At 38.6% G+C, this 22,326-nt stretch carries 22 protein-coding genes; 7 read left to right on the top strand and 15 right to left on the bottom strand.

All coding sequences use genetic code 11. The annotated features are described in order from the left end of the window. Nucleotides 1-48: 48 nt before the first annotated feature. From EXE09_RS13840 to EXE09_RS13795, 10 genes are all read right to left on the bottom strand, one after another. Nucleotides 49-513: a cell envelope integrity protein TolA gene (locus EXE09_RS13840; RefSeq protein WP_130117668.1), complete on the bottom strand. Its 465-nt coding sequence runs from the start codon at nucleotides 511-513 to the stop codon at nucleotides 49-51. 39 nt (nucleotides 514-552) lie between these two features. Next, nucleotides 553-1,917: a cell envelope integrity protein TolA gene (gene tolA / locus EXE09_RS13835; RefSeq protein ID WP_130117667.1), complete on the bottom strand. Its 1,365-nt coding sequence runs from the start codon at nucleotides 1,915-1,917 to the stop codon at nucleotides 553-555. A 3-nt stretch (nucleotides 1,918-1,920) separates the two neighbouring features. Continuing rightward, complete coding sequence (gene tolR, locus EXE09_RS13830) at nucleotides 1,921-2,376, bottom strand: protein TolR (RefSeq protein WP_068976085.1); 456 nt, start codon at nucleotides 2,374-2,376, stop codon at nucleotides 1,921-1,923. Beyond that, on the bottom strand, nucleotides 2,376-3,074 hold the full coding sequence (gene tolQ / locus EXE09_RS13825) for a protein TolQ (RefSeq protein WP_068976084.1): 699 nt from the start codon (nucleotides 3,072-3,074) through the stop codon (nucleotides 2,376-2,378). Before tolQ ends, tolR begins: the two co-directional genes overlap by 1 nt. A gap of 23 nt (nucleotides 3,075-3,097) precedes the next feature. Beyond that, nucleotides 3,098-3,505: a tol-pal system-associated acyl-CoA thioesterase gene (gene ybgC / locus EXE09_RS13820; RefSeq protein WP_068976122.1), complete on the bottom strand. Its 408-nt coding sequence runs from the start codon at nucleotides 3,503-3,505 to the stop codon at nucleotides 3,098-3,100. Between the two features lie 212 nt (nucleotides 3,506-3,717). Continuing rightward, nucleotides 3,718-4,353: a hypothetical protein gene (locus EXE09_RS13815; protein WP_130117666.1), complete on the bottom strand. Its 636-nt coding sequence runs from the start codon at nucleotides 4,351-4,353 to the stop codon at nucleotides 3,718-3,720. Between the two features lie 75 nt (nucleotides 4,354-4,428). Beyond that, the gene (gene ruvB, locus EXE09_RS13810) at nucleotides 4,429-5,433 is read right to left on the bottom strand and encodes a Holliday junction branch migration DNA helicase RuvB (RefSeq protein WP_068976082.1); all 1,005 of its coding nucleotides are present in this window, start codon (nucleotides 5,431-5,433) and stop codon (nucleotides 4,429-4,431) included. Between the two features lie 12 nt (nucleotides 5,434-5,445). Then, nucleotides 5,446-6,048: a Holliday junction branch migration protein RuvA gene (gene ruvA / locus EXE09_RS13805; RefSeq protein ID WP_130117665.1), complete on the bottom strand. Its 603-nt coding sequence runs from the start codon at nucleotides 6,046-6,048 to the stop codon at nucleotides 5,446-5,448. A gap of 130 nt (nucleotides 6,049-6,178) precedes the next feature. After that, nucleotides 6,179-7,519: a deoxyguanosinetriphosphate triphosphohydrolase gene (locus tag EXE09_RS13800; protein ID WP_130117664.1), complete on the bottom strand. Its 1,341-nt coding sequence runs from the start codon at nucleotides 7,517-7,519 to the stop codon at nucleotides 6,179-6,181. Between the two features lie 202 nt (nucleotides 7,520-7,721). Continuing rightward, nucleotides 7,722-7,925: a hypothetical protein gene (locus tag EXE09_RS13795; protein WP_130117663.1), complete on the bottom strand. Its 204-nt coding sequence runs from the start codon at nucleotides 7,923-7,925 to the stop codon at nucleotides 7,722-7,724. Between the two features lie 243 nt (nucleotides 7,926-8,168). Between EXE09_RS13795 and EXE09_RS13790 the strand changes: the two genes are divergently transcribed. The 7 genes from EXE09_RS13790 to EXE09_RS13765 all read left to right on the top strand — a co-directional run bounded on the left by EXE09_RS13790 (nucleotide 8,169) and on the right by EXE09_RS13765 (nucleotide 15,667). Then, nucleotides 8,169-8,756: a hypothetical protein gene (locus EXE09_RS13790; protein WP_130117662.1), complete on the top strand. Its 588-nt coding sequence runs from the start codon at nucleotides 8,169-8,171 to the stop codon at nucleotides 8,754-8,756. 16 nt (nucleotides 8,757-8,772) lie between these two features. Next, nucleotides 8,773-9,510, top strand: a complete 738-nt coding sequence (locus EXE09_RS13785; protein WP_130117661.1) for a hypothetical protein — start codon at nucleotides 8,773-8,775, stop codon at nucleotides 9,508-9,510. A gap of 185 nt (nucleotides 9,511-9,695) precedes the next feature. After that, a complete protein-coding gene (gene purL, locus EXE09_RS13780; RefSeq protein ID WP_130117660.1) occupies nucleotides 9,696-13,532 on the top strand; it encodes a phosphoribosylformylglycinamidine synthase in 3,837 nt (1,278 codons plus the stop codon). 97 nt (nucleotides 13,533-13,629) lie between these two features. After that, nucleotides 13,630-14,370: an abortive infection family protein gene (locus tag EXE09_RS13775; protein ID WP_130117659.1), complete on the top strand. Its 741-nt coding sequence runs from the start codon at nucleotides 13,630-13,632 to the stop codon at nucleotides 14,368-14,370. Nucleotides 14,371-14,487: 117 nt separating this feature from the next. Beyond that, nucleotides 14,488-14,613, top strand: coding sequence for a KGW motif small protein (locus tag EXE09_RS19145; protein ID WP_265937153.1), 126 nt, complete (start codon nucleotides 14,488-14,490; stop codon nucleotides 14,611-14,613). 110 nt (nucleotides 14,614-14,723) lie between these two features. Then, on the top strand, nucleotides 14,724-15,221 hold the full coding sequence (locus tag EXE09_RS13770; protein WP_130117658.1) for a hypothetical protein: 498 nt from the start codon (nucleotides 14,724-14,726) through the stop codon (nucleotides 15,219-15,221). Between the two features lie 2 nt (nucleotides 15,222-15,223). After that, a complete protein-coding gene (locus EXE09_RS13765; protein ID WP_228257215.1) occupies nucleotides 15,224-15,667 on the top strand; it encodes a hypothetical protein in 444 nt (147 codons plus the stop codon). A 38-nt stretch (nucleotides 15,668-15,705) separates the two neighbouring features. Here the strand turns inward: EXE09_RS13765 and gltP are convergent, their stop codons facing one another. The 5 genes from gltP to EXE09_RS13740 all read right to left on the bottom strand — a co-directional run bounded on the left by gltP (nucleotide 15,706) and on the right by EXE09_RS13740 (nucleotide 22,272). Then, nucleotides 15,706-16,995, bottom strand: a complete 1,290-nt coding sequence (gene gltP / locus EXE09_RS13760; RefSeq protein ID WP_130117657.1) for a glutamate/aspartate:proton symporter GltP — start codon at nucleotides 16,993-16,995, stop codon at nucleotides 15,706-15,708. A gap of 276 nt (nucleotides 16,996-17,271) precedes the next feature. Continuing rightward, nucleotides 17,272-18,396, bottom strand: a complete 1,125-nt coding sequence (locus EXE09_RS13755; RefSeq protein ID WP_130117656.1) for an ABC transporter permease — start codon at nucleotides 18,394-18,396, stop codon at nucleotides 17,272-17,274. Further along, a complete protein-coding gene (locus EXE09_RS13750) occupies nucleotides 18,386-19,522 on the bottom strand; it encodes an ABC transporter permease (protein WP_130117655.1) in 1,137 nt (378 codons plus the stop codon). Before EXE09_RS13750 ends, EXE09_RS13755 begins: the two co-directional genes overlap by 11 nt. 2 nt (nucleotides 19,523-19,524) lie before the next feature. Further along, on the bottom strand, nucleotides 19,525-20,739 hold the full coding sequence (locus EXE09_RS13745; protein WP_130117654.1) for an HlyD family secretion protein: 1,215 nt from the start codon (nucleotides 20,737-20,739) through the stop codon (nucleotides 19,525-19,527). Nucleotides 20,740-20,751: 12 nt separating this feature from the next. Next, nucleotides 20,752-22,272 carry a TolC family protein gene (locus EXE09_RS13740; protein WP_416332367.1) on the bottom strand — a complete coding sequence of 507 codons (1,521 nt, stop codon included), beginning with the start codon at nucleotides 22,270-22,272 and terminating at the stop codon, nucleotides 20,752-20,754. Nucleotides 22,273-22,326: the final 54 nt, after the last annotated feature.

Here is a 22,326-nt window from a genome sequence, read left to right as displayed (position 1 = left end):
TTTAGTTGAGTGATTCTGTTGAGTTATTCTGAAGTAAGAATACATAGACTATTCAACCTTAAAAGAAGCACTAAAGCTTCGAGCTTGGCGTCGTGCATCAGGATCGGATGGCATTGGATAAGGTGCAGCATCTCGAACAGCGCGTTCTACACTTGCTTTTACTTCAGGATCAGAAGCATTTACACTGACAAAAGCTACTGAACCGTCTTCATTCAAACTAACTCGTGCTGTTGCTTGTTGTCCTGATGAGTTTACTGGCACGCGCCAATAATTTTTAACTTTCTTTTGGAAGTCTCGTTTAGTCGATGATGCAATTTTTAATGCTTCAGTATTTTTATTCAGTGGAGCATCAGCTCGCCTTTTGGCTTCTACAGTTGTAATAGTCTTTTCAACAGAAGGAATGTTGATTGTATTTGGGTTGAGTTCGGTATTTGCAAATACACTTGAACAAAATAATGATAAAACGAGACATGGTAATAGCTTCATAAGTAAACCATATTGATAATTGATCATGTAAAAATTCACCCTACCGAAGTAGGGTGAATCAACATTTTATTTAACTGTGAAATTAGCACTAAAACTACGCGCCTCACGACGTGCATCTGGATCAGATGGCATCGGATAAGGTGCAGCAGCGCGTACAGCTTGTTCTACACTGGCTTTTACATCAGGATCGCTTGAATTAACGATCACAGAAGCGACTGAGCCACTGTCTGTCAAAGTTACCCGTGCAGTTGCTTTCTGCCCAGAAGAACCTGCAGGCATACGCCAAGCATTTCGAACTTTATTTTCAAAATCACGCTTCGCAGAAGAGGCAACTTTACGTGCTTCAGCCTTTTTATTAGCAGCCGCGTTTTTGGCTTGCTCTGCAGCAGACTCTTTTTCATTGTCTAATTCACGTGCAAGATCAGCTTTACGTTTGGCATCTGCTTTGGCTTTTGCATCGGCATCTGCTTTACGTTTAGCTTCTGCATCAGCTTTTATCTTAGCATCAGCCTTAGCTTTGGCATCCGCATCGGCTTTTGCCTTCGCATTAGCCTTCGCTCTGGCGTCCGCATCCGCCTTGGCTTTAGCATCAGCTTTTGCTTGTTGCGCTTTCTCCGCAGCATCTTTACGTGCTTTTTCAGCAGCTTCCGCTTTGGCTTTTGCTACTGCATCTGCTTTTGCTTGTTGGGCTTTATTTGCTGCTTCTTTACGTGCTTTTTCAGCAGCTTCTGCTTTAGCTTTTGCTGCAGCATCAGCTTTCGCTTGCTGTGCTTTATCAGCGGCATCTTTTCTAACTTTCTCAGCCGCTTCCGCTTTACGTTTAGCATCTGCGGCTAATTTGGCTTGACGAGCTCTTTCATTCGCTTCAGCTCTTGCAAGTTGCTTCGCTTTTTCTGCTGCCTCAGCTTTGGCTTGAGCTTCTGCGACAGCTTTAGCCTTGTCGGCAGCATTCTTGGCTTGCTTCACTTTTTCAGCCGCTTCTTGTTTCGCCTTTTCAGCTGCATCTGCTTTAGCCTGAGCCAGTTTCGCTGCTTTATCTTGCGCTATTTTTGCAGCTGCAAGCGCGGCTTGTTGTTCTAAAGCGGCAGCTTTGGCTTCATCAGCAGCCTTTTGCTGATCGATGGCTGTAGTATCAGGTTTTTGCTCAGTCGGAATATTGGGTGCATCTTGAACAGGTTCAGCAGTTTGTTGAACCTTTTCTGCAACTTGAGTATCCGCAGTTTCTACTGAATCAGAATCCACTACAGGTTTTGGCTCTGGAGGAGGTAAGTCTTCAGGTTTGATTAATACTGTTTTAATCTGTTTAGGTGGTTCAGGTGGTTTACTTAAGCCGAGAAAAAGTAAGCCAGTCAGTGCCACCACATGGATTCCAATCGTAAATCCAAGTGCAATCGCTGTTTCTTTAGATTGTGGCTTTTGATTATTTTTCATAACTTACTTTTTAACAGACTCGGTCAATAAACCTACTTGGTTTAAACCTGCATCTTGAAGAGCAGACATGAGTTGCATGACTTCACCATAAGGACGCGATTGGCTACCATTGATCAAAACAGACAATTGTTTTTGATTCGCATGTGCTTGTTTTTGATTTTCTGTCAGTATGGTTTTTAATTCATCGAGTGTTAATACATCATTATTATGTGTTTTATCTTCGAGTTTGATTGAACCATCCGCTTCAAGCGTGACAATCGCAGGACGATCTTCCGATTGAATTGGCGGATTATTATTCGCCTGTGGTAGGTCTACTTTTACCCCAGTGGTGATCATCGGTGCAGTGACCATAAAAATCACCAATAAAACCAACATGACGTCGATATACGGTACGACATTCATATCACTTTTTAACGGTTTTTTGATACGGTCAAAACTGCCAGAGCGTCGGATTGCCATTATTCAACTTCCTGTGTAGTACCCACAGATTGACGTTGTAATAGCGCCACCATTTCTTCCGAGAATAAAGCTCGATCAGAATAAATTTCTTCGCCTTTCGCCGTGTAATGGTTAAATGCCAATACCGCAGGGATCGCAGCAAATAAACCAATTGCTGTTGCAATAAGCGCTTCTGCAATACCCGGTGCAACAGTGGCTAAAGTCACTTGTTCAACTTGAGCTAAACCAATGAAAGCACTCATGATGCCCCAAACTGTACCAAATAAACCAATATAAGGTGCAACAGAACCGATACTTGCAAGTGAGCTTAGACCTTGTTCTAAACGACCTTGGTCACGACTTAAACCGACGCGTAAAATACGCTCAGTGCCTTCGATCATCGGTGCAGTATCTGCATGACGCTTTTTAAGCTTTAGAAATTCACTTAAACCTTGATAGAAAATATCTTCTAAACCATCGCGTTTAGAGTTGAGTTGAGCATTGTTATATAAGGTATTGAGCTCAGCACCAGACCAAAAGATTTTTTGAAAGTGTTCATCGCCTTGGCGGGCTTTTTTATAGCCCATATGTAACTTGGCAATCAGAAACCAACTAAAAATTGAAGCTAATACAAGGATTAGCATGACCAATTGAACCACGGGGCTCGCTTGTAAAATTAAATCAGAGATATGTAGAGAAGATTCTAGTTGTGTTGCCATAGTTACATGTGCCAAAAATATTTTTATTCGTGCGCTAATTCTCGAAGAATTAAGTCACGGATTTCATCAGGAATTCGACGAGGTTTCATGTCTGTACTTAAACATGCCAATTCAACCTCGCCTGAAGCTAGCATGATTTCACCACGATATATATTCTGTTGCAACACAAATGACGAAGCTTTACATGAAACTACACGTGCAGTAACAGTAATAAGATCGTCCATAAGTATAGGACGAGAATATTTCAAAGCAATTTTATGTACAACAAAATTATAATCTTTTTGATGCCAATAATGATCTATGCCAGATGCGCGAAGCCATTCTGTACGTGCTCGCTCCATAAAGCGAATATGATTGGCATGATAAACGATACCACCTGCATCGGTATCTTCAATATATACACGGATTTGAAACTCGAATTTATTCGCCATAATCATTTACCAGTTTGCACATTTACAAGGTGTTATATTTTTTGAGCATGGAAGGGAGTTGTGAGCTGTAAAATTGCTCAAATCTATGCTCTTTAACGGTTTGCAGTTTAGCATTCTGATTTAATTGTCCAATGGCACAAGGTTTCAAATCTTATCATTGATATAATTTATGACTCATGGAGTCTGGAGATTTAATCATTGATAATCAAATCTCAAATGTCTAACTTTAAGATGTTGACTGCTGTTTGTTCGAGATGTAAGCCTAAATATTCAGCAATTAAATACTGATGCTCTTTTTCTCTTAATTTTTTTCGTTTTGGTAATAGAGATTTGAAAGTTTCATAAATATATGCGATTGCAAGGAATCCGACTGAAAATACAATAAATTCAAAAATTTTCCCATATTGATCATTGATATTAAAGATGAGGTAAATGCTGAAGATCATTGTTATCACGGCAATACATATATACAACGTATTAATTTTTGCAGGGGATGCTTTGTCTTTAGCTAAATGTTCTATATCTTCTTGATAATACACTCCGATAAATATAATGGCTGAGGCAAGGTTAAATTTAATATTTTCAATGATATAGTTTGAGGCAGATCGCGTTATTTTCTCAAAATCCTGTATTTCAATTTCAAATATTTCTTTTGTATTGATATTTTTCACAAAAATATCAAGGTGGACGTTATTTTCAATATTGAGCAATTCTTCTAGATAATTCATTTGCGCATGATTGAGTTGATTTAAAGGAATATGACGCGGGATCGTGAGATTAATAAGATCAGCAGAAAATTGTGCCAAATAATCTAATTCAATTTTTTTAATGATTTGTGCTTCATTCATCTTATTATCTTTGAGTTTTTTAAATCGTGAATTTGAATGTCGAGATAGATCAGGGAGAATAATCTCCCTTTGATACTAATTTTTCGGTTCAGGTGGTGTCATTCCAAATTGTAAATAAGCCTGATTGGTGGCAATACGACCACGTGCGGTACGCATGGCGTAACCTTGCTGAATCAAATACGGTTCAATCACATCTTCCAAAGTGCCTGAATCTTCCGCCATTGCCGCAGCGAGAGCTTCTACGCCCGCAGGACCGCCATCGAAGCGTTCCAACAGCATGGATAAATAACGACGATCCAGCGTGTCCAGACCATCTTTATCAACATTCAACATATCTAAAGCACGTTGTGCCATTTCTTGGGTGACTTCACCAGTCCCTTTGACTTGAGCATAGTCACGGACACGTCGTAACAGGCGGTTGGCAATACGCGGTGTACCACGTGAGCGTCGTGCAACTTCAACTGAACCTTCATGGGTAATTGGTACATCCATAAGATTGGCTGAACGAGTCACAATATGGGTTAAATCTTCTACAGAATAAAATTCAAGACGTTGCACGATCCCAAAACGATCACGCAAAGGTGAGGTGAGTAGACCCGCACGTGTGGTTGCGGCAACCAGTGTAAATGGCGGTAAATCCAACTTGATCGAACGAGCAGCAGGGCCTTCACCAATCATAATATCGAGTTGATAATCTTCCATTGCAGGGTAGAGAATCTCTTCAATCACAGGAGAAAGACGATGAATTTCATCAATAAAGAGTACATCACCTTCTTCAAGATTGGTCAGCATTGCCGCCAAATCACCTGCACGTTCCAGTACAGGACCAGACGTGGATTTGAGATTGCCACCCATTTCACGTGCGATGATATTCGCAAGCGTCGTTTTACCTAAGCCTGGTGGACCAAAGATTAAAGTGTGGTCGAGTGCTTCACCACGTCCTCGTGCCGCACCAATAAAGATTTCCATTTGCTCACGTACCACAGGCTGACCAATGTAGTCATCCAGTGAAGTTGGGCGAATGGCACGATCAAAATGATCTTCGGGTTTTTCAGAACCACTGATTAAACGGTCTTGCATGTTTGATCTATCTTATTTATTCATCGATTTAAGTGCTGCACGGATAATATCACTTGCTTCAGTGAAATCACCTTTGGCTGCATTGACCAATTTCTGTGCTTCTTGTGGTTTATAACCTAATGATTGCAATGCGGCTTCTGCTTCTGCAATCGCAGAATTTCCAGTAAATTGAATTTGTGTTGTGGTTGATGTTGAAGATGTTCCACCCACTGTGAAGGCTTTAAAACGATCACGTAATTCAATCATCAAGCGTTCAGCAGTTTTTGTACCAACACCAGGAACTTTAACCAGTGTTTTTACATCACCATTTTCAACAGTATGTACCAACATTTCCACACTTAAGGTTGAAAGAATGCCTAAAGCCATTTTAGGACCAACACCATTCACTTTAAGCAAAGTGCGGAAAATGATTTTTTCTTGTTGATTTAAAAAACCATAAAGAAGTTGAGCATCTTCACGAACGGCTAAATGCGTCCAAAGTGTAACTTTTTGACCTTTTTGCAGTTGGCAAAAGGTAGAAAGCGGGGTGTCAATTTCATAGCCCACGCCATTTACATTTAAAAGTACAGTCGGTGCTTCTAAAGCTAAGACTTCACCAATTAGACATCCGATCATTGCATTTATTCACTTTTAGCTAGTTAAATCAACATGCTTTACATTTAAGTGGCATGATGTTGATATTTTAAATTGTTCCGAGAGTATAACGAAGCTTGAAAAATTACCAATCTTTCATTCTTCAAATGCTTTAAAAGAAACCAACCTTATTACCCTGTAATTCTTGGGCTAAGTTATATGCCTGATGATCTGAAAATTTACTGACAATATCCAAAACTTGCATAATATTGTCATAATGATCATCACTAAAACGTGCGCCAAAACGTTCTAGAATCGACATTAATCGGCCATCTTTAAAACTCAAGGTTTTATTCGGTGTGGTGAGTGGAATAAAGGCATCTAAAATATGTTGTAAACTTTGATGGGCGATAATTTCCAAACCTGACTTTTGCGGATGCTCAAAGATTTTTTCACGTGCTAGGTTTTTCGCACGATCGATACCAATCTCAATATCTTCTGAGCAATATTGCAGTAACGAACCTTTGAGTTGACCTGATAAAATTTGAAAATGCTGTTTGGCAAATGCGGTGGTGACCTCATCTACAAGGCGTTTCATTACACGCCCACGCAAAGCCGCAATTTTTTGTTGCCACGTGGTATAAGGCATATTCAGTTCAGCAGGAATACCAAAATCACCTAGTAAATCTAGGAAAATCGGTTCAACTTCTTCATAAGTCAGCATATTTAAAATAATGCCATCTTCAAGATCGATTAGCGCATAACAAATATCATCTGCTGCTTCGAGTAAATAAGTCAAAGGGTGACGACACCAATGATCTTCGCCTAACTGAATTAACCCTAATTGAGTGGCAATTTGTCGAAGAATATCTTTTTCCGCTTGATAGCAACCAAACTTGGCACGTTTACTTGCTGGCGTATCACCTTGGGATTCGATGGTTTTTGATAACCATGGGTACTTTAAGTAAGCCCCTAACGTTGCGTAAGTAAGGCGCATTCCGCCATCATTGGGATGATAATCAATTTTGGTGAGTAGTCTTAGACCTTGCGCATTGCCTTCAAATTGGCGGACATCGGCTTGTTGTTCTGAACTGAGATCTTTTAAAAAGTCTGTATGTGAGGCATCGTCAAACCATTCTCGAATCGCATATTCACCTGCATGTCCAAAGGGTGGATTGCCAATATCATGCGCCAAACAAGCGGCTTGAATAATTGCCCCAACATCGGCAGGGGAAATCCACATCGGGAGTTCATCTTTGATTTTTTCGGCTGCAAGCATCCCGAGCGAACGCCCAATACAAGATACTTCGAGTGAATGGGTTAAACGGGTGTGAATACCATCATGTTGTGTGAGCGGATGAACTTGCGTTTTGCGATTCAGTTGACGAAAACTTTGTGAAAATATAATACGGTCATAATCTTTATGAAATGGGCTACGTGCCTGTTCTGTACTTTGCTTTTTACTACCTAAGCGAACTGTGGAGAGTAGTTCTAACCAACGCATTTGTATCATTTATCGTTATTCACCTATTACTTATTTGCATCATGCCAAATTAATTGAGAATGTACTAGAGTAGGGCGACATAAGTTGACGAATTAAATCATGTGTTTGGAATGATGGTTCAATTTTGAAAATGAAGATTTGAAAATAAATAATAAGCAAAATTTAAATCAATCGGTGTTTAAATCTTGCTTATTGACAATAAAACAGTCGCTTATGATTCATTTATTGATGTTTGGACTGTTTTAGATTCGAGCATACATTTCAAAGTACAATAGCTTTGGTCTGAATATGTGGCTAAAGGTCCATCATAATTTGGGTCAAGTTCGTTTGCATTTACAAGTTCTTTGCAAGTCGTACAACGCTCAAGCGTTAATGTTGAAGTTTCGTCCAAAGTGGATGATGTATGGTCTGACATAAACAAAGCTCTAAAGGTTAATTAAAACACATAAATATTTTAAGGGTTTATTGTATGTCGAAATGTTAGGAAAAAGTCATCATAATGATTGTATTTGAAAATTTATGATTATTAATTAATCAATTAGTTTTAATATGCAGTTTAAAAATAAGGTTAAACGATGATTTAAAAAGTCTAAAGACGTAGGCGTTAACAAAATCAAAAGTAAATTAAAGCCATGTAAAAGTAAACTTGGAGAAAAATTTGCAGGAAAATAACAATCAAGATCAAGAAGAAAAATTTGATTACAAGTTAGAAATAAAAGCACATTTCTTCGCTTATGGAATTTGGATTGTTGTCGGTTTATTTCTCTATGGTTTTATTCAGTTTTTATCACTGTTTGAACCTAAAACTCGTTTGAAATATGCAGATGTGACTGTGGAGGAACGACTTCGCAATTCACCGAAAATTTTTAGTTATTTCAATGATCAAGCACGACTCATTTTTGCTGAAAAGTTAGCACCGTTTAAATATGATGATATCTCATGGGTACCTCAGAAAATGCCTTATAAACTGTTTCAATTTGAAATATCTGACATTGAGTTAAAACAGCAACAATTTGAAGAAATTTATATTTCAAAGTTAAAGGAAAATGGTTGGGAACGAATCCCAGATACTCAGGAGTCAATGTACTACTTAGGCTCAGCAGATTATAGCTTTATGGATCAATATGGTCATCGAATTTTTATTTATCAACCGATTCATAACTTAGAAAATCCACATTATTGGAAAATTTCAATGGTTGAAAATTCAGGAATATATGAATATAACAAGACTTTGGTAAAACACTGAAAATTCAAAAGGTAATATGACTAAAAAATTAGTATTGATGAGCGCACTTCTTTTATCCGCTTGTAGTCAATCTGAGCAAAAACAGCTTAATTCAAAGTCAGAAGCTGAAACACAGAACAAGGCTGAAAAAGAGCATTCTCAAATTGAAGAAAGTATTCCTGCAAAACCTGAAACATTAGATTTGCCTATAGCGACTTTTGCATTTCAAACCGATGGTGATCAGATTATCCCTAAAAATTGTGTTTGGACGGATGATGCTCATGCAGAAGGGAAAAGTTATTGGGCAATTTCAGCAAGTAGTGAACTCAATGGTAAATCTGAGTTTAGTATAGAAGACCTTCAAGTCGAAAAAGTGAAACTTGGGCAAGTAGTTAAAAATTGTCAAAGTGGTTTCGCTACTGAAACTCAAAAATACGCTTATGCCATCAGTCGCGAGGGAGATTTAGTTAACTTTATTGCACTCAAGCCTGATCGTTTGATGCAAAATAAAGATCATCGATACAGTATTGACCTGAATAAAAATGGCAAAGCTGAAAAAGTGTATGTCTGTTACAACACGGAAAGTTTAGATGCATTTTTTATAGATTCATCAACTAAGCATCCTGATCTACATCATGTCAATGTTCAGCTTTCATTTAGTATTGACGGTGGAATAGAAGAAGATATTTCCTGTGGTGATGTGTTTTATAAAAAGAGTGGCATCATTGCTAAAGAAAACGCACAGACAGGTGAATTCAGCTATTCAGTCAAGTAAATCAATTGTTACGAATCATGTTTGAATTTGAAAGTCAAAGTAAATAGAGCATTTTAAACGAAGAAAACTTAATTTTTTAAGTCAGAGATGACTAGCTCAAAACTTGCTTTCACAGTAGAATATGCGCTCTCTTCAAGTCACATTGCGGTAGGTTGTCTAGACCTGCCCGTGGAGCCAAAAACAGCATGTTTATCGTTGCCGGTGCACCTGCACACTCTTCTTTTAAGCAAACACAACTATTAGCACGCCTGGCGTCAATAAGTTCTGTTCAATCAATAGAAAGCCAATGGGTTTACCTTTTCGACCAAGCGCTCAACGAGCAACAACAGCAATCTGCTTTACAGCTTTTAAACGATGGCGCATCGTTTGAAGTTCGCAAAACTGCAAGTGACGAAGTCCAGATTTTAGTGACACCTCGTGTCGGTACAATTTCGCCGTGGTCATCTAAGGCAACTGATATTTTTGCCAACTGTAATACGCCTGTACACCGCTTAGAACGCGGTGTTTTGTTTACTTTAAAGGGTATTTCTGACGTATCTGATGCAGTTAAACAGGTTTTACATGACCGTATGACGGAAAGCGTTTTCAATCAGATTGATGAAGCTGCGGCATTATTTTCTGAAACTGCACCAAAGCCTTTAAATTCAATTGATATTTTAGGTCAGGGCAAAGATGCACTTGTGAAAGCAAACTCTGAGTTTGGTTTTGCACTGTCTGATGAAGAAATTGACTATTTAGTTGCGGCATTCAATAAACTGGGTCGTAACCCACACGACATCGAACTGATGATGTTTGCCCAGGCAAACTCTGAACATTGCCGTCATAAAATCTTTGGTTCTGAATGGACTATTGATGGCGAAGTTCAGCCATTGTCATTGTTCCAGATGATTAAAAATACCTATAAAGAATCTCCAACAGACGTATTGTCAGCATATAAAGACAACGCTTCTGTGATCGTGGGCTTTGATACTCAACGTTTCTATCCGAAAAAAGACGAAGCGACAGGTCACCACGTTTATAAATACAAGAGCCAGGCCGCTCACATCCTGATGAAAGTGGAAACCCACAACCATCCAACAGCGATTGCACCATTTGCAGGGGCTGCAACAGGTTCAGGCGGTGAAATCCGTGATGAAGGCGCAACAGGTCGTGGTGGTAAACCAAAAGCAGGTTTAACAGGTTTTACCGTTTCTAACTTGAACATTCCGGGCTTTGAACAGCCTTGGGAAGATAACTACGGCAAACCATCACGTATGGCTTCACCTTTACAGATCATGATTGATGGTCCTTTAGGTGGTGCAGCGTTTAATAACGAATTTGGTCGCCCTGCGTTGAATGGTTATTTCCGTACATTTGAACAGAATGTCAATGGTGATGTGAAAGGTTTCCATAAACCGATCATGATTGCAGGTGGTTACGGTAACATCCGTCCTGACCATGTCGAAAAAGATGCGATTCAACCGGGCGATTTACTGATCGTTTTGGGCGGTCCTGCAATGCTCATCGGTTTAGGTGGTGGCGCAGCGTCTTCTGTAGACAGTGGTAAACTCGGTGAAAACCTTGATTTTGCTTCAGTTCAACGTGAAAACCCAGAAATGGAGCGTCGTTGCCAGGAAGTGATTGATGCTTGCTGGAGAATGGAAGATTTCAACCCAATCGTATCTGTACATGATGTCGGCGCGGGCGGTATTTCCAATGCAATGCCTGAACTTGTCAATGATCACGAGTTAGGCGCAATCCTTGATCTTCGTAAGATTCCATCTTTAGAGCCTGGTATGTCTCCAATGGAGATCTGGTCAAACGAAGCACAGGAACGTTATGTACTTGCGATCAAACCAGAATCTTTAGAATTATTTGAATCCATCTGTGCGCGTGAACGTTGCCCATTTGCTGTTCTTGGTGAAGCAACTGAAGCACGTCAGTTGACTGTAAACGATCCATTGTTTGATAACAAAGCTGTGGATATGCCAATGCAGGTGATGCTTGGCGGTACTCCACGTATGAGCCGTTCATATGAAACAATTGAACGTAAAGGCGATGATTTTACTGCTGCTCAAGTGACTGATTTAAAAGATGCGATTTTCCGTGTCTTGAAAAATCCAACTGTTGCATCTAAATCATTCCTGATCACCATCGGTGACCGTTCAATCACAGGTATGGTTGCACGTGATCAGATGGTGGGGCGCTGGCAGGTTCCAGTGGCAGATGCTGCTGTAACAACCACAAGCTTACAAGGCTATACAGGCGAAGCAATGGCAATGGGTGAACGTCCACCTGTTGCATTGTTGAATCCTGCTGCTTCAGCTCGTTTATCAGTTGCTGAATCCATTTCTAACATCATGTGTGCCAACATCGAACAGATCAGCGACATTAAACTGTCTGCAAACTGGATGGCGGCTGCGGGTCAGAAAGGTGAAGACCAAGCATTATTCGAGGGTGTAAAAGCCATCGGTATGGAAATGTGTCCTGCACTCGGTATCGCAATTCCAGTCGGTAAAGACTCATTGTCAATGCGTACGACATGGAATGACGAAGGCGAAGACAAATCTGTGACTTCACCAATGTCTGGCGTGATTACTGCATTTGCACCGGTTTTAGATGTGCGTAAAACATTGACACCTGAACTGAAAAATGAAGATTCAGTACTGGTTCGCATTGATTTGTCTAAAGGTCAGTTCCGTTTAGGTGGTTCGATCCTTGCCCAGGTTTATAAAGCAATCGGTTCTGTGACACCTGACGTCGACAGCTTTGACGATTTCAAAGCATTCTTTGCACTGGTTCAGGACTGGAACAACCGTGGCTTGATCAAAGCGTACCATGACATTGGTGATGGTGGTTTACTCGCAACTGTTGTAGAAATGATGTTTGCTTCACGCTTAGGTGTAGCACTTGAAAATCAATCGACTGAAAGCTTATTTGCAGAAGAAATTGGTGCAGTATTGCAGATTTCGAAAGCAGACTGGGCAACATTGGCGGATGAAGTTGCTGCTTCTAGCTTGAAAGATGCGATTGCCGTTGTTGGTACAGTGAATGATTCAGACACGTTATCTGTGAATGGTTTAGTGCTTGAACGTGCTGAATTACAACAGGCTTGGACTGAAGTTTCTCATCAGATCCAGCGCTTACGTGATAACGTTGAAACAGCTGATTCTGAATATTCATTGATTGCTGATAAAAACCATAAAGGTATTATTGCATTACCAACATTCGATTTGAATGAACCTGTAGAAGCGCCATACATCAATGAGCGTCGTCCTAACATGATGATTTTACGTGAACAAGGCGTAAACGGTCATGTGGAAATGGCTGCGGCATTTGATAAAGTTGGCTTCAACACTGTCGATGTTCACATGAGTGATTTACTTTCAGGTCGTATTGATTTAGACGACTTTGAAGGTTTAGTGGCGTGTGGTGGTTTCTCTTACGGTGACGTATTGGGCGCAGGCGGAGGTTGGGCTAAATCAGTCTTGTTCAATCCAAAACTGCGTGATCAGTTTGAAAAATTCTTCAACCGTGACAATACTTTCTCTGTCGGTATCTGTAATGGTTGTCAGATGCTTGCACAGCTTGCTCCACTGATTCCAGGTGCAGACAACTGGCCTCGTTTCCGTCGCAATACCTCTGAAATGTTTGAAGCGCGTGTTGTGAACGTTAAAGTTGAAAAATCTCCATCTATTCTTTTAGAAGGTATGGAAGGTTCAATTTTACCAATCGCTGTGGCACATGGTGAAGGTCGTGCAGATACGACTGCTGAAAACTTTGCATCGTTGAATGCAGGTAATCAGGTGATCTTACGTTATGTAGACAGTCAGGGTAATGCAACTCAACAGTATCCGATGAACCCGAATGGTTCGCCTGAAGCGATTTCTGGTGTGACGTCGAAAGATGGTCGTGCAACGATTATGATGCCGCATCCTGAGCGTAACTTCCGTGCGATTCAGCATTCGTGGAAACCTGAAGAATGGACTGAAGATGGTGCATGGTTACGTATGTTCCGTAATGCACGTAAGTTTATTGGTTGATTGATTTAGTTATCAATTGATTTGAAGAAGCCCCGAAAGGGGCTTTTTTGTATGTGATTAGCTTAAACTATTTAATATGAAATATGGTTTTAAAAATATGAGTGAATTAATTGAAAAAGTATTGTCAATACAAGAACTTCTTATTGCTCGTGCTATGGATGAACATCATCAGGGAGCGAATGACACATTTTTAGAACTGCGTAATGAGATAATTGCAATTAAAAGCTTAAGTCAATATATACCTAGCATACTAAAAAATTCACGTTCATTAGATCAATTTTCTGAGTATTTAAAATATAATTTTAATAGTTATCAAGATTGTAAAAATCTAATTTATAACGAATTTAATGAACTATTTGATGTGCTTGAAAACTTAGATACTACTCCTCTGGATCAACTGGTAATAAGTACTTTAGATAAACTTAGTTCAGATTATATTCATCAGATATGGCAAAAAGCACTAGAGCGTAGGAACTCTGATCCTGAGGGGGCAATTACTATAGCTCGTTCACTATTAGAATCTACATGTAAACATATCCTTGATGATATGCAAATTGATTATGGTAATGCACCTGAAATAAATCATCTTTACCGTTTAGTTAGTAATGAATTAAATCTTGCTCCATCGCAGCATACAGAAAAAGTTTTTAAACAAATTCTAGGTGGTTGTAATTCTGTTGTGGAAGGTTTAGGTGCTTTAAGAAATAAAGTAGGGGATGCACATGGTCAAGGAAAGAAAAATTTTAAACCATCTGCAAGACATGCAGAATTAGCTGTGAACTTGGCAGGCACTATGGCAGTTTTTCTTTTTTCATCGTGGAATTTAAAAAATGAATAAATATTGTTACATTTGAAACCTTGGTTTATTTTTTGCTTCATTTAAATTGTTTAGATAAGGATAGATTTTTTGCTCCATATCTATGCAATTCAGTGAAGAATGAATGAGGGTGCTAAAATGATAAAAACAGTCAATTATCAAAGTATAGATCGAGTCGCGTTACGCCAAAAAGGTTGGTTGTGGTTTGGAACAGTGATGAGCTTGCAAGTCTTTATTATTTTAATCGCTTATCTTATTGCATGACATTAGACTGTATATAGAATCTCAACAAAATTGAGTAAAACCACTTTCATGTGGTTTTTACTTTATGGGCAATGCTATTTTTAATTGATAAGAATAAGGTCATATTTTCTATGCTTAAAATTATTTTAACTTTATTTTCATTAACAAGTATCCAACTTCTACATGCCAAAGACATTCAAATAAGCAGTCTTATTAATCGTCAAGCGATCAATTGTGAAATGCCCAATCCAATGATTGCTTTAGTGAATGATGTTCATGATCAATATGAAAAAGGCATCAAAGTGAATAAAGCAGGACATACTGTTCAATTGGGTAAAAACAAATATTTAGGTATTCAAGGCTATCAATATTACAAAACAAAACACATTGAGCAACATGATTTTGCAGTCAATTTTAATGCATTAGGAAGTAAGGTCATAAAAATTGCATTACAAGGCTTCAAATCGGAAGAAGGGGAATCGGGGATTTATTATCTGGTTTTTCAAGGAAAACCTGCTACTGTGACTTATCATCTAAGGAAAGTCATGGGGAATGACTGGAATATTGAAAGTATTTTAGAGGAAACGCCACAAGGAAACTCTAAATTAGTATGTGTTTACGCAGGGTAGAAATGTATAAAACAACAATAAGCTTGGTTGCTGTATTATTTTTAAGTGGTTGTTATCCTATTTATAAAACTCAAAAGCCAGAACTTGAAGTGACAGTGGTTGATGAGCACAATCAGCCAATTGAAAAGGCTAAAGTTATATTAATGACAGAGGTGCATCCTGCAAAAATAGATGCGCAGTTTGACAAAAAACTTACCAATTCTTTGGGGAAGATAAACTTTGCTAAACAAGCAGAGTGGAAGGTCGAATTTTTAATGCTTCATGGTATGCAACATTATAATTGGAATATTTGTGTCGCTAAAGCAGGCTATGCGACGCAAGGTATGATTGATGTAGATCATGATAAAATAAAGGTGATTTTATTGCCCAAGAAAGCAAGCATAGCTTTGAATGAGACTGAAAAAGTTTTACAAGATACGATCGAAATGTTCTGTTCTGAAAAATAAAAACCACCCGAAGGTGGTTTTTATTTCAAATCTTAAAATTAATGGGTTGCATCAAAGTTATAAGATTTTTGTTTTTCAGTATCGAATTTGCCTTCCCATTTACTAATCACAAGAACAGCAAGTGCATTACCAATCACATTCAACACAGTACGCGCCATATCTAAGATACGGTCAATACCTGCAATAAATGCAAGCCCTTCAAGCGGAATACCCACACTGCCTAAAGTTGCCAATAACACCACAAAAGACACACCAGGTACACCTGCGATTCCTTTAGAGGTAATCATCAAAGTTAATACAAGTACGACTTGTTGAGTCAAAGAAAGGTCAATACCATAAAGCTGTGCAATGAAGATCGCAGCAATACTTTGATAGAGTGTAGAACCATCTAAGTTAAACGAATAACCAATCGGTACCACAAAACTAGTAATTGACTTCGGTGCACCATAAGCTTCCATTTTTTCCATCATACGGGGTAAAACGGTTTCAGAGCTTGCAGTTGAGTAGGCGAGGATTAATTCATCTTTTAAGATTTTGATCAGCGTGAAAATACTGAATCCACAGAATTTAGCCACAAAACCTAATACGATAAAGATAAAGAATAAGATTGCGCCATAAACCAGTGCAGCGAGTTTAACGAGTGGAATCAGAGAGCTGAAACCAAAGTTAGCAACAGTCGCAGCGATCAAACCGAATACACCAAAAGGCGCAAACATCATGATCATGTGAGTGACTTTGAACATGGTTTCAGAAACAGCTTTTAACACGTCAATTAAAGGCTGTTTGGTTTCTTTGGCAAGAGAACCTAAACCGATCCCGAAAATCACAGCAAAGAAAATAATTGGCAACATGTGCCCATCATTCATGGCGGCAAAAATATTCGATGGAATTAGTGAAAGAACAGTATTCACCAAACCATGGGATTGCTGGCTAACTTCTTGTGTGGTTTGCTGATACTGTGAAATATCAGAAGTAGTCAGTGTAGACATATCAATACCAGCACCAGGCTGGAACACATTCGCAGCGACTAAGCCGACAATAATTGCAACAGTGGTAATGACTTCAAAATAAACAATGGTTTTAAAACCCAGTTTACCGACACTTTTACTATCTCCAGCATTGGCAATCCCTAAAATCAGCATGGAAAGCACAAGCGGAACGACAATCATCTTAATAAGATTGATGAAAATCTTACCTAATGGTTGTAAGAAATTCGCAACAATATCACTGCGAAGTTCGGGAGTGTTGTGCAGGAATGCACCAACAAGAATACCTAAGAAGAGCGCAATAACAATTTGCCAAGCGAGGCTAATTTTCATTTTCTTCATACTGAGCCCTTAAAATTCAGATTTTGGCGAAAAGGAAAACTCTATGACAAACACGCAAAAAATCCCCCGACAAGTACTGTGGGAGTTGTATTTGGGAGATTCTGAATGTTCAGAGTATTTCGAAAATGGTCTATTTTGACGCTATTTTTGTGCGTATTACTAACATTTTTGTCGAAAATGTGTTTGATTGTTTAAAAATAATTCAGTTTAATTTAATGATTCAATAGAATTGCTTAGTTTAATTAATTATATAAATAATAGTTGGAATATTGATGCTTATTTTTTATAAGTATTAATCAATCTGTAATATGCCCAAATCATTAAAACAAATGTTAAGCAAACCAGATAAATCAATTTAGGTACTATGGTAGAGCTTGGTACACCCATTTGATTAAGTTGAATAAATAAATTAATGCCTTGTGTGGAAGGTAAAATACTAGAAAAATGTTGCATCCACATCGGCATGGCTTGTAAGGGCCAAGCTGCACCAGACAGCAAAAACAGCGGAATAGAGGTAAACACGATCAAATGACCTGCACGTTCAGAAATATCAAGATAACTAGCTAAAAGCATTGCCATAGCAATCACGCAACTGATAAAGATAGGTACAGCAAAGAGCATGCCCCAAAAGTTCCCACCACGTGGATAATCATTCAGCCAAAAGGTAAAACCAAATAGATAGAAACAGCCCATACAACCTATGCTCAGTGCTGCTAAATATATACCAAAAAACTCAGGGGCTTTTACACTCCATTTTTGCTCACGATAACCTGCAATCAGCATACAGAGTCCCAAAACAATGGTTTGGTGAATGATGAGTGGGGCAATCGCAGGGAAAATATAGCTTCCATAACCTGATAATGTGTTAAACAATGGGATTTGATGAATCGGAATCGCTGGATGGAAATGACTCACTTTGCCAAATTTTTGAATCTGTTCTGCAATGGTATTTTCGATAGCAGTACCAAGTCCAACTCCAATTTCTTTGGTTTTTAGAAAATATGCACTACTGAGATATAAACCAATACCACCAGTTTCACCACGCATAACACTATTGCTTAAATTTTCAGGTAGTAACAGAATTCCATCTGCTTTTTGCTGCTGAATCATTTGTTTGGCATGTTCAAAATTTCCAGTAACTTCTGCAATTTTGACATTAGGACTTTTGGCAACTTGGGAGATAATCGTGTTGCTTAGAAAACTTTGCTCTTCATCGACAATAATTATCGGCAGATTTTCAGCTGTTTCTGCTTTATAAGCGGTTGGATAAAAAAAACTATAGAGCACAATGGATAAAACCATCGTGGTAAAAATAGATGAGTTTTTAAATATATTTTTAAAGGTTTGCAGATAACCTCTTAAAAGTGCTTTAAAGAAAGGCTCTTGATGATTATGCGCCATGTTCTGCTCCTTTTAGATTCTTCTTAAGAAGCACACTTGCAATGAAGTAATAGAAAACACAATAAGCGACTAATATAGCTAGAGGGATCATTGAAATCATGATCGGACTGCCAACCACCCATTGTTCAGTTTGTAATTTTGCATAGGGGGTGTAAGGGATAATATTTGCCCAAAACTTTGTAAAAATAGGTGCATTATTTAGGGGAAGTGTAACACCTGCAAAACTTAAAGATGACCCCCCATAGACCGCAATAAAGCCAAAGGTTTTAGACAGATTTTGTGTTGCTAGTACTGCTGTACTGCTGATGAATGCATAAGCCGAATACAGTAAAAATTGTCCTAGCAGAATCATCCAGAGGTTTCCTGCAACAAACCATCCACGTATTTCAACCAACCAAAACATCCATAGCCAAGTCCAAAAGCAGAAGATCAGCACATAGACTAAATTTTTAGCCAATAATGCGCTAAAAACAGATTGTTGATTGACCCATTGATGAGTGGTTTTATATTTCAGTTCTTGACCCACTGAGAACGCTACACAACAGCATAAGAGTAGATGCAAAATTGCCGGAATTAAAAACGGTTCTAAATAAAGTTCATAACTGAGGTTTGGATTGAATAAGGGAGAAATTTTTACATTGGCTGTAGGAAACTCCACATAAGGTATTTTATTTGCTAAATATGTATTTTTACTAAAGTCACTGATGGCCTCTATGGAAGACATTAACATGGCAGATGAGATTGTATTACCAATACTGAAATAAGATTGGTTAAATGCAATACTGATCTGTGCATCCTGCGCTTGAACTAGACGCTGTTCTGCACCGTTGGGAATGTGTACGTAGCCCCAAACCTGAGTTTGATTAATGAGTCGTTCAACTTCATTCGGATTATCTGTAATTGTATGGATTGAAATTGCACTGTTATGACTTAAATATTCCTCGATTTTATGGCTAAGTTCGCTGTGATCTTGATCAATAATTGCAATAGGTAAATGTTCAGCCTTACCCTCATAAAACATGCAAGCAAATAATACGATGACAAAAAGTGGGGCAAGTGTGACTAAGCATAAGTCCCACTTATGCTGAATTAGGTAACGAAGTTCTCTAAACATGCCTGCCCACATGTTTATTGGCTCTCTTTTAATTTAAAAATAACACTCATACCGACTTTTAAATCAGCAAGTGGTTGGTTTGGTGTAAGTTTGACTTTAAAACTTCGGATGTCATAGCCACCTGTTTGGCGTGTGGTTTTAATCGTGGCAAACTCACCTTCGGCATCAATATTTTTAATATTAAATGCGACTGTCTTATTCAGTGCAGGAATATAGCCATCAATCGTCTTGCTTTGATAGACCTGAGCATATTGGTCTTCACGAACATTTAAGTTCACCCATTTTTCTTCATCTTGAATAATACTGACAATCGGCACACCCATAGCAACTAATTCAGAAGGTTTGCCATAGGTTTTAGAGACTGTGCCTGTAACAGGAGAAAAGAGTTTGGTTTCGGCATCTAAGGCATTGGCTTCAGCGACAGCTGCTTTGGCAATTTCAACCTGCGCATCCGCAGTCGATTTTTGTTCATTTGTGCTACCGCGTTTAGCACGTGCATATTGTTGATAAGCCGCTTCTGTCATTTGAGTTGCAGATTGAGCGGCTGCATGCATTTCGTCACGGCGTTGGCGGGAAATGACCCCTTGGGCATACAAATTAGCGCCACGCTGATAGGTGGTATTTGCAAGATTTTGTTGAGCTTTTAAACTTTGCCAATTGGCGTATAAGCTATCAATGTTTTCTTGTTGTGAACCACGATCTGCGGTGGATTGTAAGGCAAGGGCAGATTGAAGGCTAGCAAGTGCCTGTTGTTTCTTTGCATCTATTTCTGGACTACTTAATGTGACGAGAAGCTGACCTTTTTCAATTTTTTGTCCATCACTGACAAAAATACCCTCGATGCGACTCGGGACTTTGGTGCTGACATGTAAAGTTTCAGCTTCAACACGACCTTGTACATCGACAGTTTTAGGTTGATAACTTTTCCATAAACCATAAGCAATGAAGCCGAGTAGGGCAATCAGTACAATTGCAGCCACAACAATGATTAGTTTCTTTTTTGTGGGTTGTTGCGCTGTTTGTTCCGCAGTTTGAACATGATCGCTTTTTGTAGAATGAAGTTGTTCTGATAAAGAAGATTCAGGTGAAGGTTGCTCTGATGATGGATTGGACTGCTCAGTATTGTCGCTACTTTGCTGTGCATCTTTCTGCGTTGCAGTGGTTTGATCTGTATCGGGAGTCGATTGATCTTGATTTTCGTTGTTTTGATCAACTTCATTTTGATTCATGTCGTGCTCCACTTAACGAATATAATCAGTATTCGACTGATTTACATAATTTTTAAATTGATCTATTGAGCCATGACTTTGTAATAAGCTTGCAAGTGATATCACATATTTATAAGCATTGATGGCTTTTTCCGTTTTGAGCAAACTTAATTGGTTTTGTGCATCAATGACTTGTGTCGCAGTGCCCATGTCTTCTTTAAATGACAATTTTTGAATGCGTAAGTTTTCTAATGCTGCTTGTTCATTTTGTTGTAAGAGTTGATTCGATTGTTGTGCCGTGCTGAGTTCACTATAAGATTTATAAATAATATTCTCAATTTCCTGTTGTGTTCGAGCAGTCATAAGTTCAGTCGCATAACGTTGTAATTTGGCAGCTTGTACATTTTTATTCTTATCAATGCCTGAAAATAAATTATAACGCGCGGCAACGCCCACGATCCAATTTTGATCTTGATCTAAACTATATTCACCAAAAGCAAACAGCGTCGGTTTTTTTGCTGCATTTTGCATTTTGACATTTTGCTGAGCAAGTTGGGTGTCCATGTGCATTTTGCGTACAAGATTTGAGGTTTCTGGATAAGATGCCAGCAATTGATTTAACGATTGGCTTTGCTGTTTATTGACAAAAAGTGGCGTGGTCAATTGTTCAATATTTTGTTTATTGAGTAAATTTTTGAGTTGAAATTGTGCACTATGTAAATTACCTAAATGACTTTGTTGTGTGCGTTCGGCATTATTTCGTGCAACTTCAAACTGCATGCGTTGCCCCTTGCTAATAAAACCTTGCTTCTCAATTTTAAGTGCATTGTCGTAATGGTGTTGCATGGCTAAAAGGTTTGTTTGACTTGCTTGTAAAAGTTGTTGTTGTAATTGCACATTGAAATATGCCTGAATGATTTCGAAGCGTTGCATATCTTGTTGTTGTTTGGCATCAACTTGACTGCGTTCCGCTTTTAAATTGGCAATGTGTTTTGTTGTTGTCGTTAATCCACCAGTATAAAGAGGCATCATCACTGAAACAGTGGGGCGAATCACTTCATCTTCTAATACCACATTCGCCGTATCTGGAATGAGTCCAATACCGCTATGAATGCCTTGAGTTAAACCTTGCTTTAATGGATCAGTAATGTCTGAAGGAATATTTTGCTCAGTTTGCCATTGATCAACACGATCATTGACGCCTTGAGAAAGGGTATGTTCTAAGTTGTTTTTTACACTGTTTAATGGAATATCTGTCTCAGTATGAAATTTATAAGCACGCACATTCAGGTCAACGCGGGGTAATCCAATATTTTTAACGGCTTCAGCTTGCAGTTTGGAAGCTTGGTTTAGCGCATTATTGGTCTGAGTTGTATATGAGTTTTCAAGCAAAAATTGCTCGGCTTGTGCATAGCTAATATTTTCAGCATGGCTGAGTGGTGCTGCTAAACAAAGAAGTATGAGGCCACATGAATAGTGTGACTTTTGCAGTGCAGAAAAGAATACTTTTTGTTTTTTTAAATGGTGTGATTTGATCAGCATCATCATTTTCATCTGACTAAATTTAAAACTAGTTTACATGGAAAGATGTAGAGTAAATAACTTAAA

The organism is Acinetobacter sp. WCHAc060025 (assembly GCF_004209355.1).
In the GTDB taxonomy this organism is placed as follows: domain Bacteria; phylum Pseudomonadota; class Gammaproteobacteria; order Pseudomonadales; family Moraxellaceae; genus Acinetobacter; species Acinetobacter wuhouensis.
Note: the sequence above shows the minus strand (reverse complement) of the source record. Positions and strands in the feature narration are given on the sequence as shown.

Coding starts and splice junctions, on each gene's coding strand:
- EXE09_RS13775 (WP_130117659.1), top strand. CDS start 13,630: ATGAGTGAATTAATTGAAAAAGTATTGTCAATACAAGAACTTCTTATT.
- EXE09_RS13765 (WP_228257215.1), top strand. CDS start 15,224: ATGTATAAAACAACAATAAGCTTGGTTGCTGTATTATTTTTAAGTGGT.
- tolQ (WP_068976084.1), bottom strand. CDS start 3,074: ATGGCAACACAACTAGAATCTTCTCTACATATCTCTGATTTAATTTTA.
- tolR (WP_068976085.1), bottom strand. CDS start 2,376: ATGGCAATCCGACGCTCTGGCAGTTTTGACCGTATCAAAAAACCGTTA.
- ruvA (WP_130117665.1), bottom strand. CDS start 6,048: ATGATCGGATGTCTAATTGGTGAAGTCTTAGCTTTAGAAGCACCGACT.
- EXE09_RS13815 (WP_130117666.1), bottom strand. CDS start 4,353: ATGAATGAAGCACAAATCATTAAAAAAATTGAATTAGATTATTTGGCA.
- EXE09_RS13785 (WP_130117661.1), top strand. CDS start 8,773: ATGACTAAAAAATTAGTATTGATGAGCGCACTTCTTTTATCCGCTTGT.
- EXE09_RS13795 (WP_130117663.1), bottom strand. CDS start 7,925: ATGTCAGACCATACATCATCCACTTTGGACGAAACTTCAACATTAACG.
- EXE09_RS13745 (WP_130117654.1), bottom strand. CDS start 20,739: ATGAATCAAAATGAAGTTGATCAAAACAACGAAAATCAAGATCAATCG.
- EXE09_RS13755 (WP_130117656.1), bottom strand. CDS start 18,396: ATGGCGCATAATCATCAAGAGCCTTTCTTTAAAGCACTTTTAAGAGGT.
- gltP (WP_130117657.1), bottom strand. CDS start 16,995: ATGAAGAAAATGAAAATTAGCCTCGCTTGGCAAATTGTTATTGCGCTC.
- tolA (WP_130117667.1), bottom strand. CDS start 1,917: ATGAAAAATAATCAAAAGCCACAATCTAAAGAAACAGCGATTGCACTT.
- EXE09_RS13750 (WP_130117655.1), bottom strand. CDS start 19,522: ATGTGGGCAGGCATGTTTAGAGAACTTCGTTACCTAATTCAGCATAAG.
- EXE09_RS13800 (WP_130117664.1), bottom strand. CDS start 7,519: ATGATACAAATGCGTTGGTTAGAACTACTCTCCACAGTTCGCTTAGGT.
- EXE09_RS13840 (WP_130117668.1), bottom strand. CDS start 513: ATGATCAATTATCAATATGGTTTACTTATGAAGCTATTACCATGTCTC.
- EXE09_RS13740 (WP_416332367.1), bottom strand. CDS start 22,272: ATGAAAATGATGATGCTGATCAAATCACACCATTTAAAAAAACAAAAA.
- ybgC (WP_068976122.1), bottom strand. CDS start 3,505: ATGGCGAATAAATTCGAGTTTCAAATCCGTGTATATATTGAAGATACC.
- EXE09_RS19145 (WP_265937153.1), top strand. CDS start 14,488: ATGATAAAAACAGTCAATTATCAAAGTATAGATCGAGTCGCGTTACGC.
- ruvB (WP_068976082.1), bottom strand. CDS start 5,433: ATGCAAGACCGTTTAATCAGTGGTTCTGAAAAACCCGAAGATCATTTT.
- purL (WP_130117660.1), top strand. CDS start 9,696: ATGTTTATCGTTGCCGGTGCACCTGCACACTCTTCTTTTAAGCAAACA.
- EXE09_RS13770 (WP_130117658.1), top strand. CDS start 14,724: ATGCTTAAAATTATTTTAACTTTATTTTCATTAACAAGTATCCAACTT.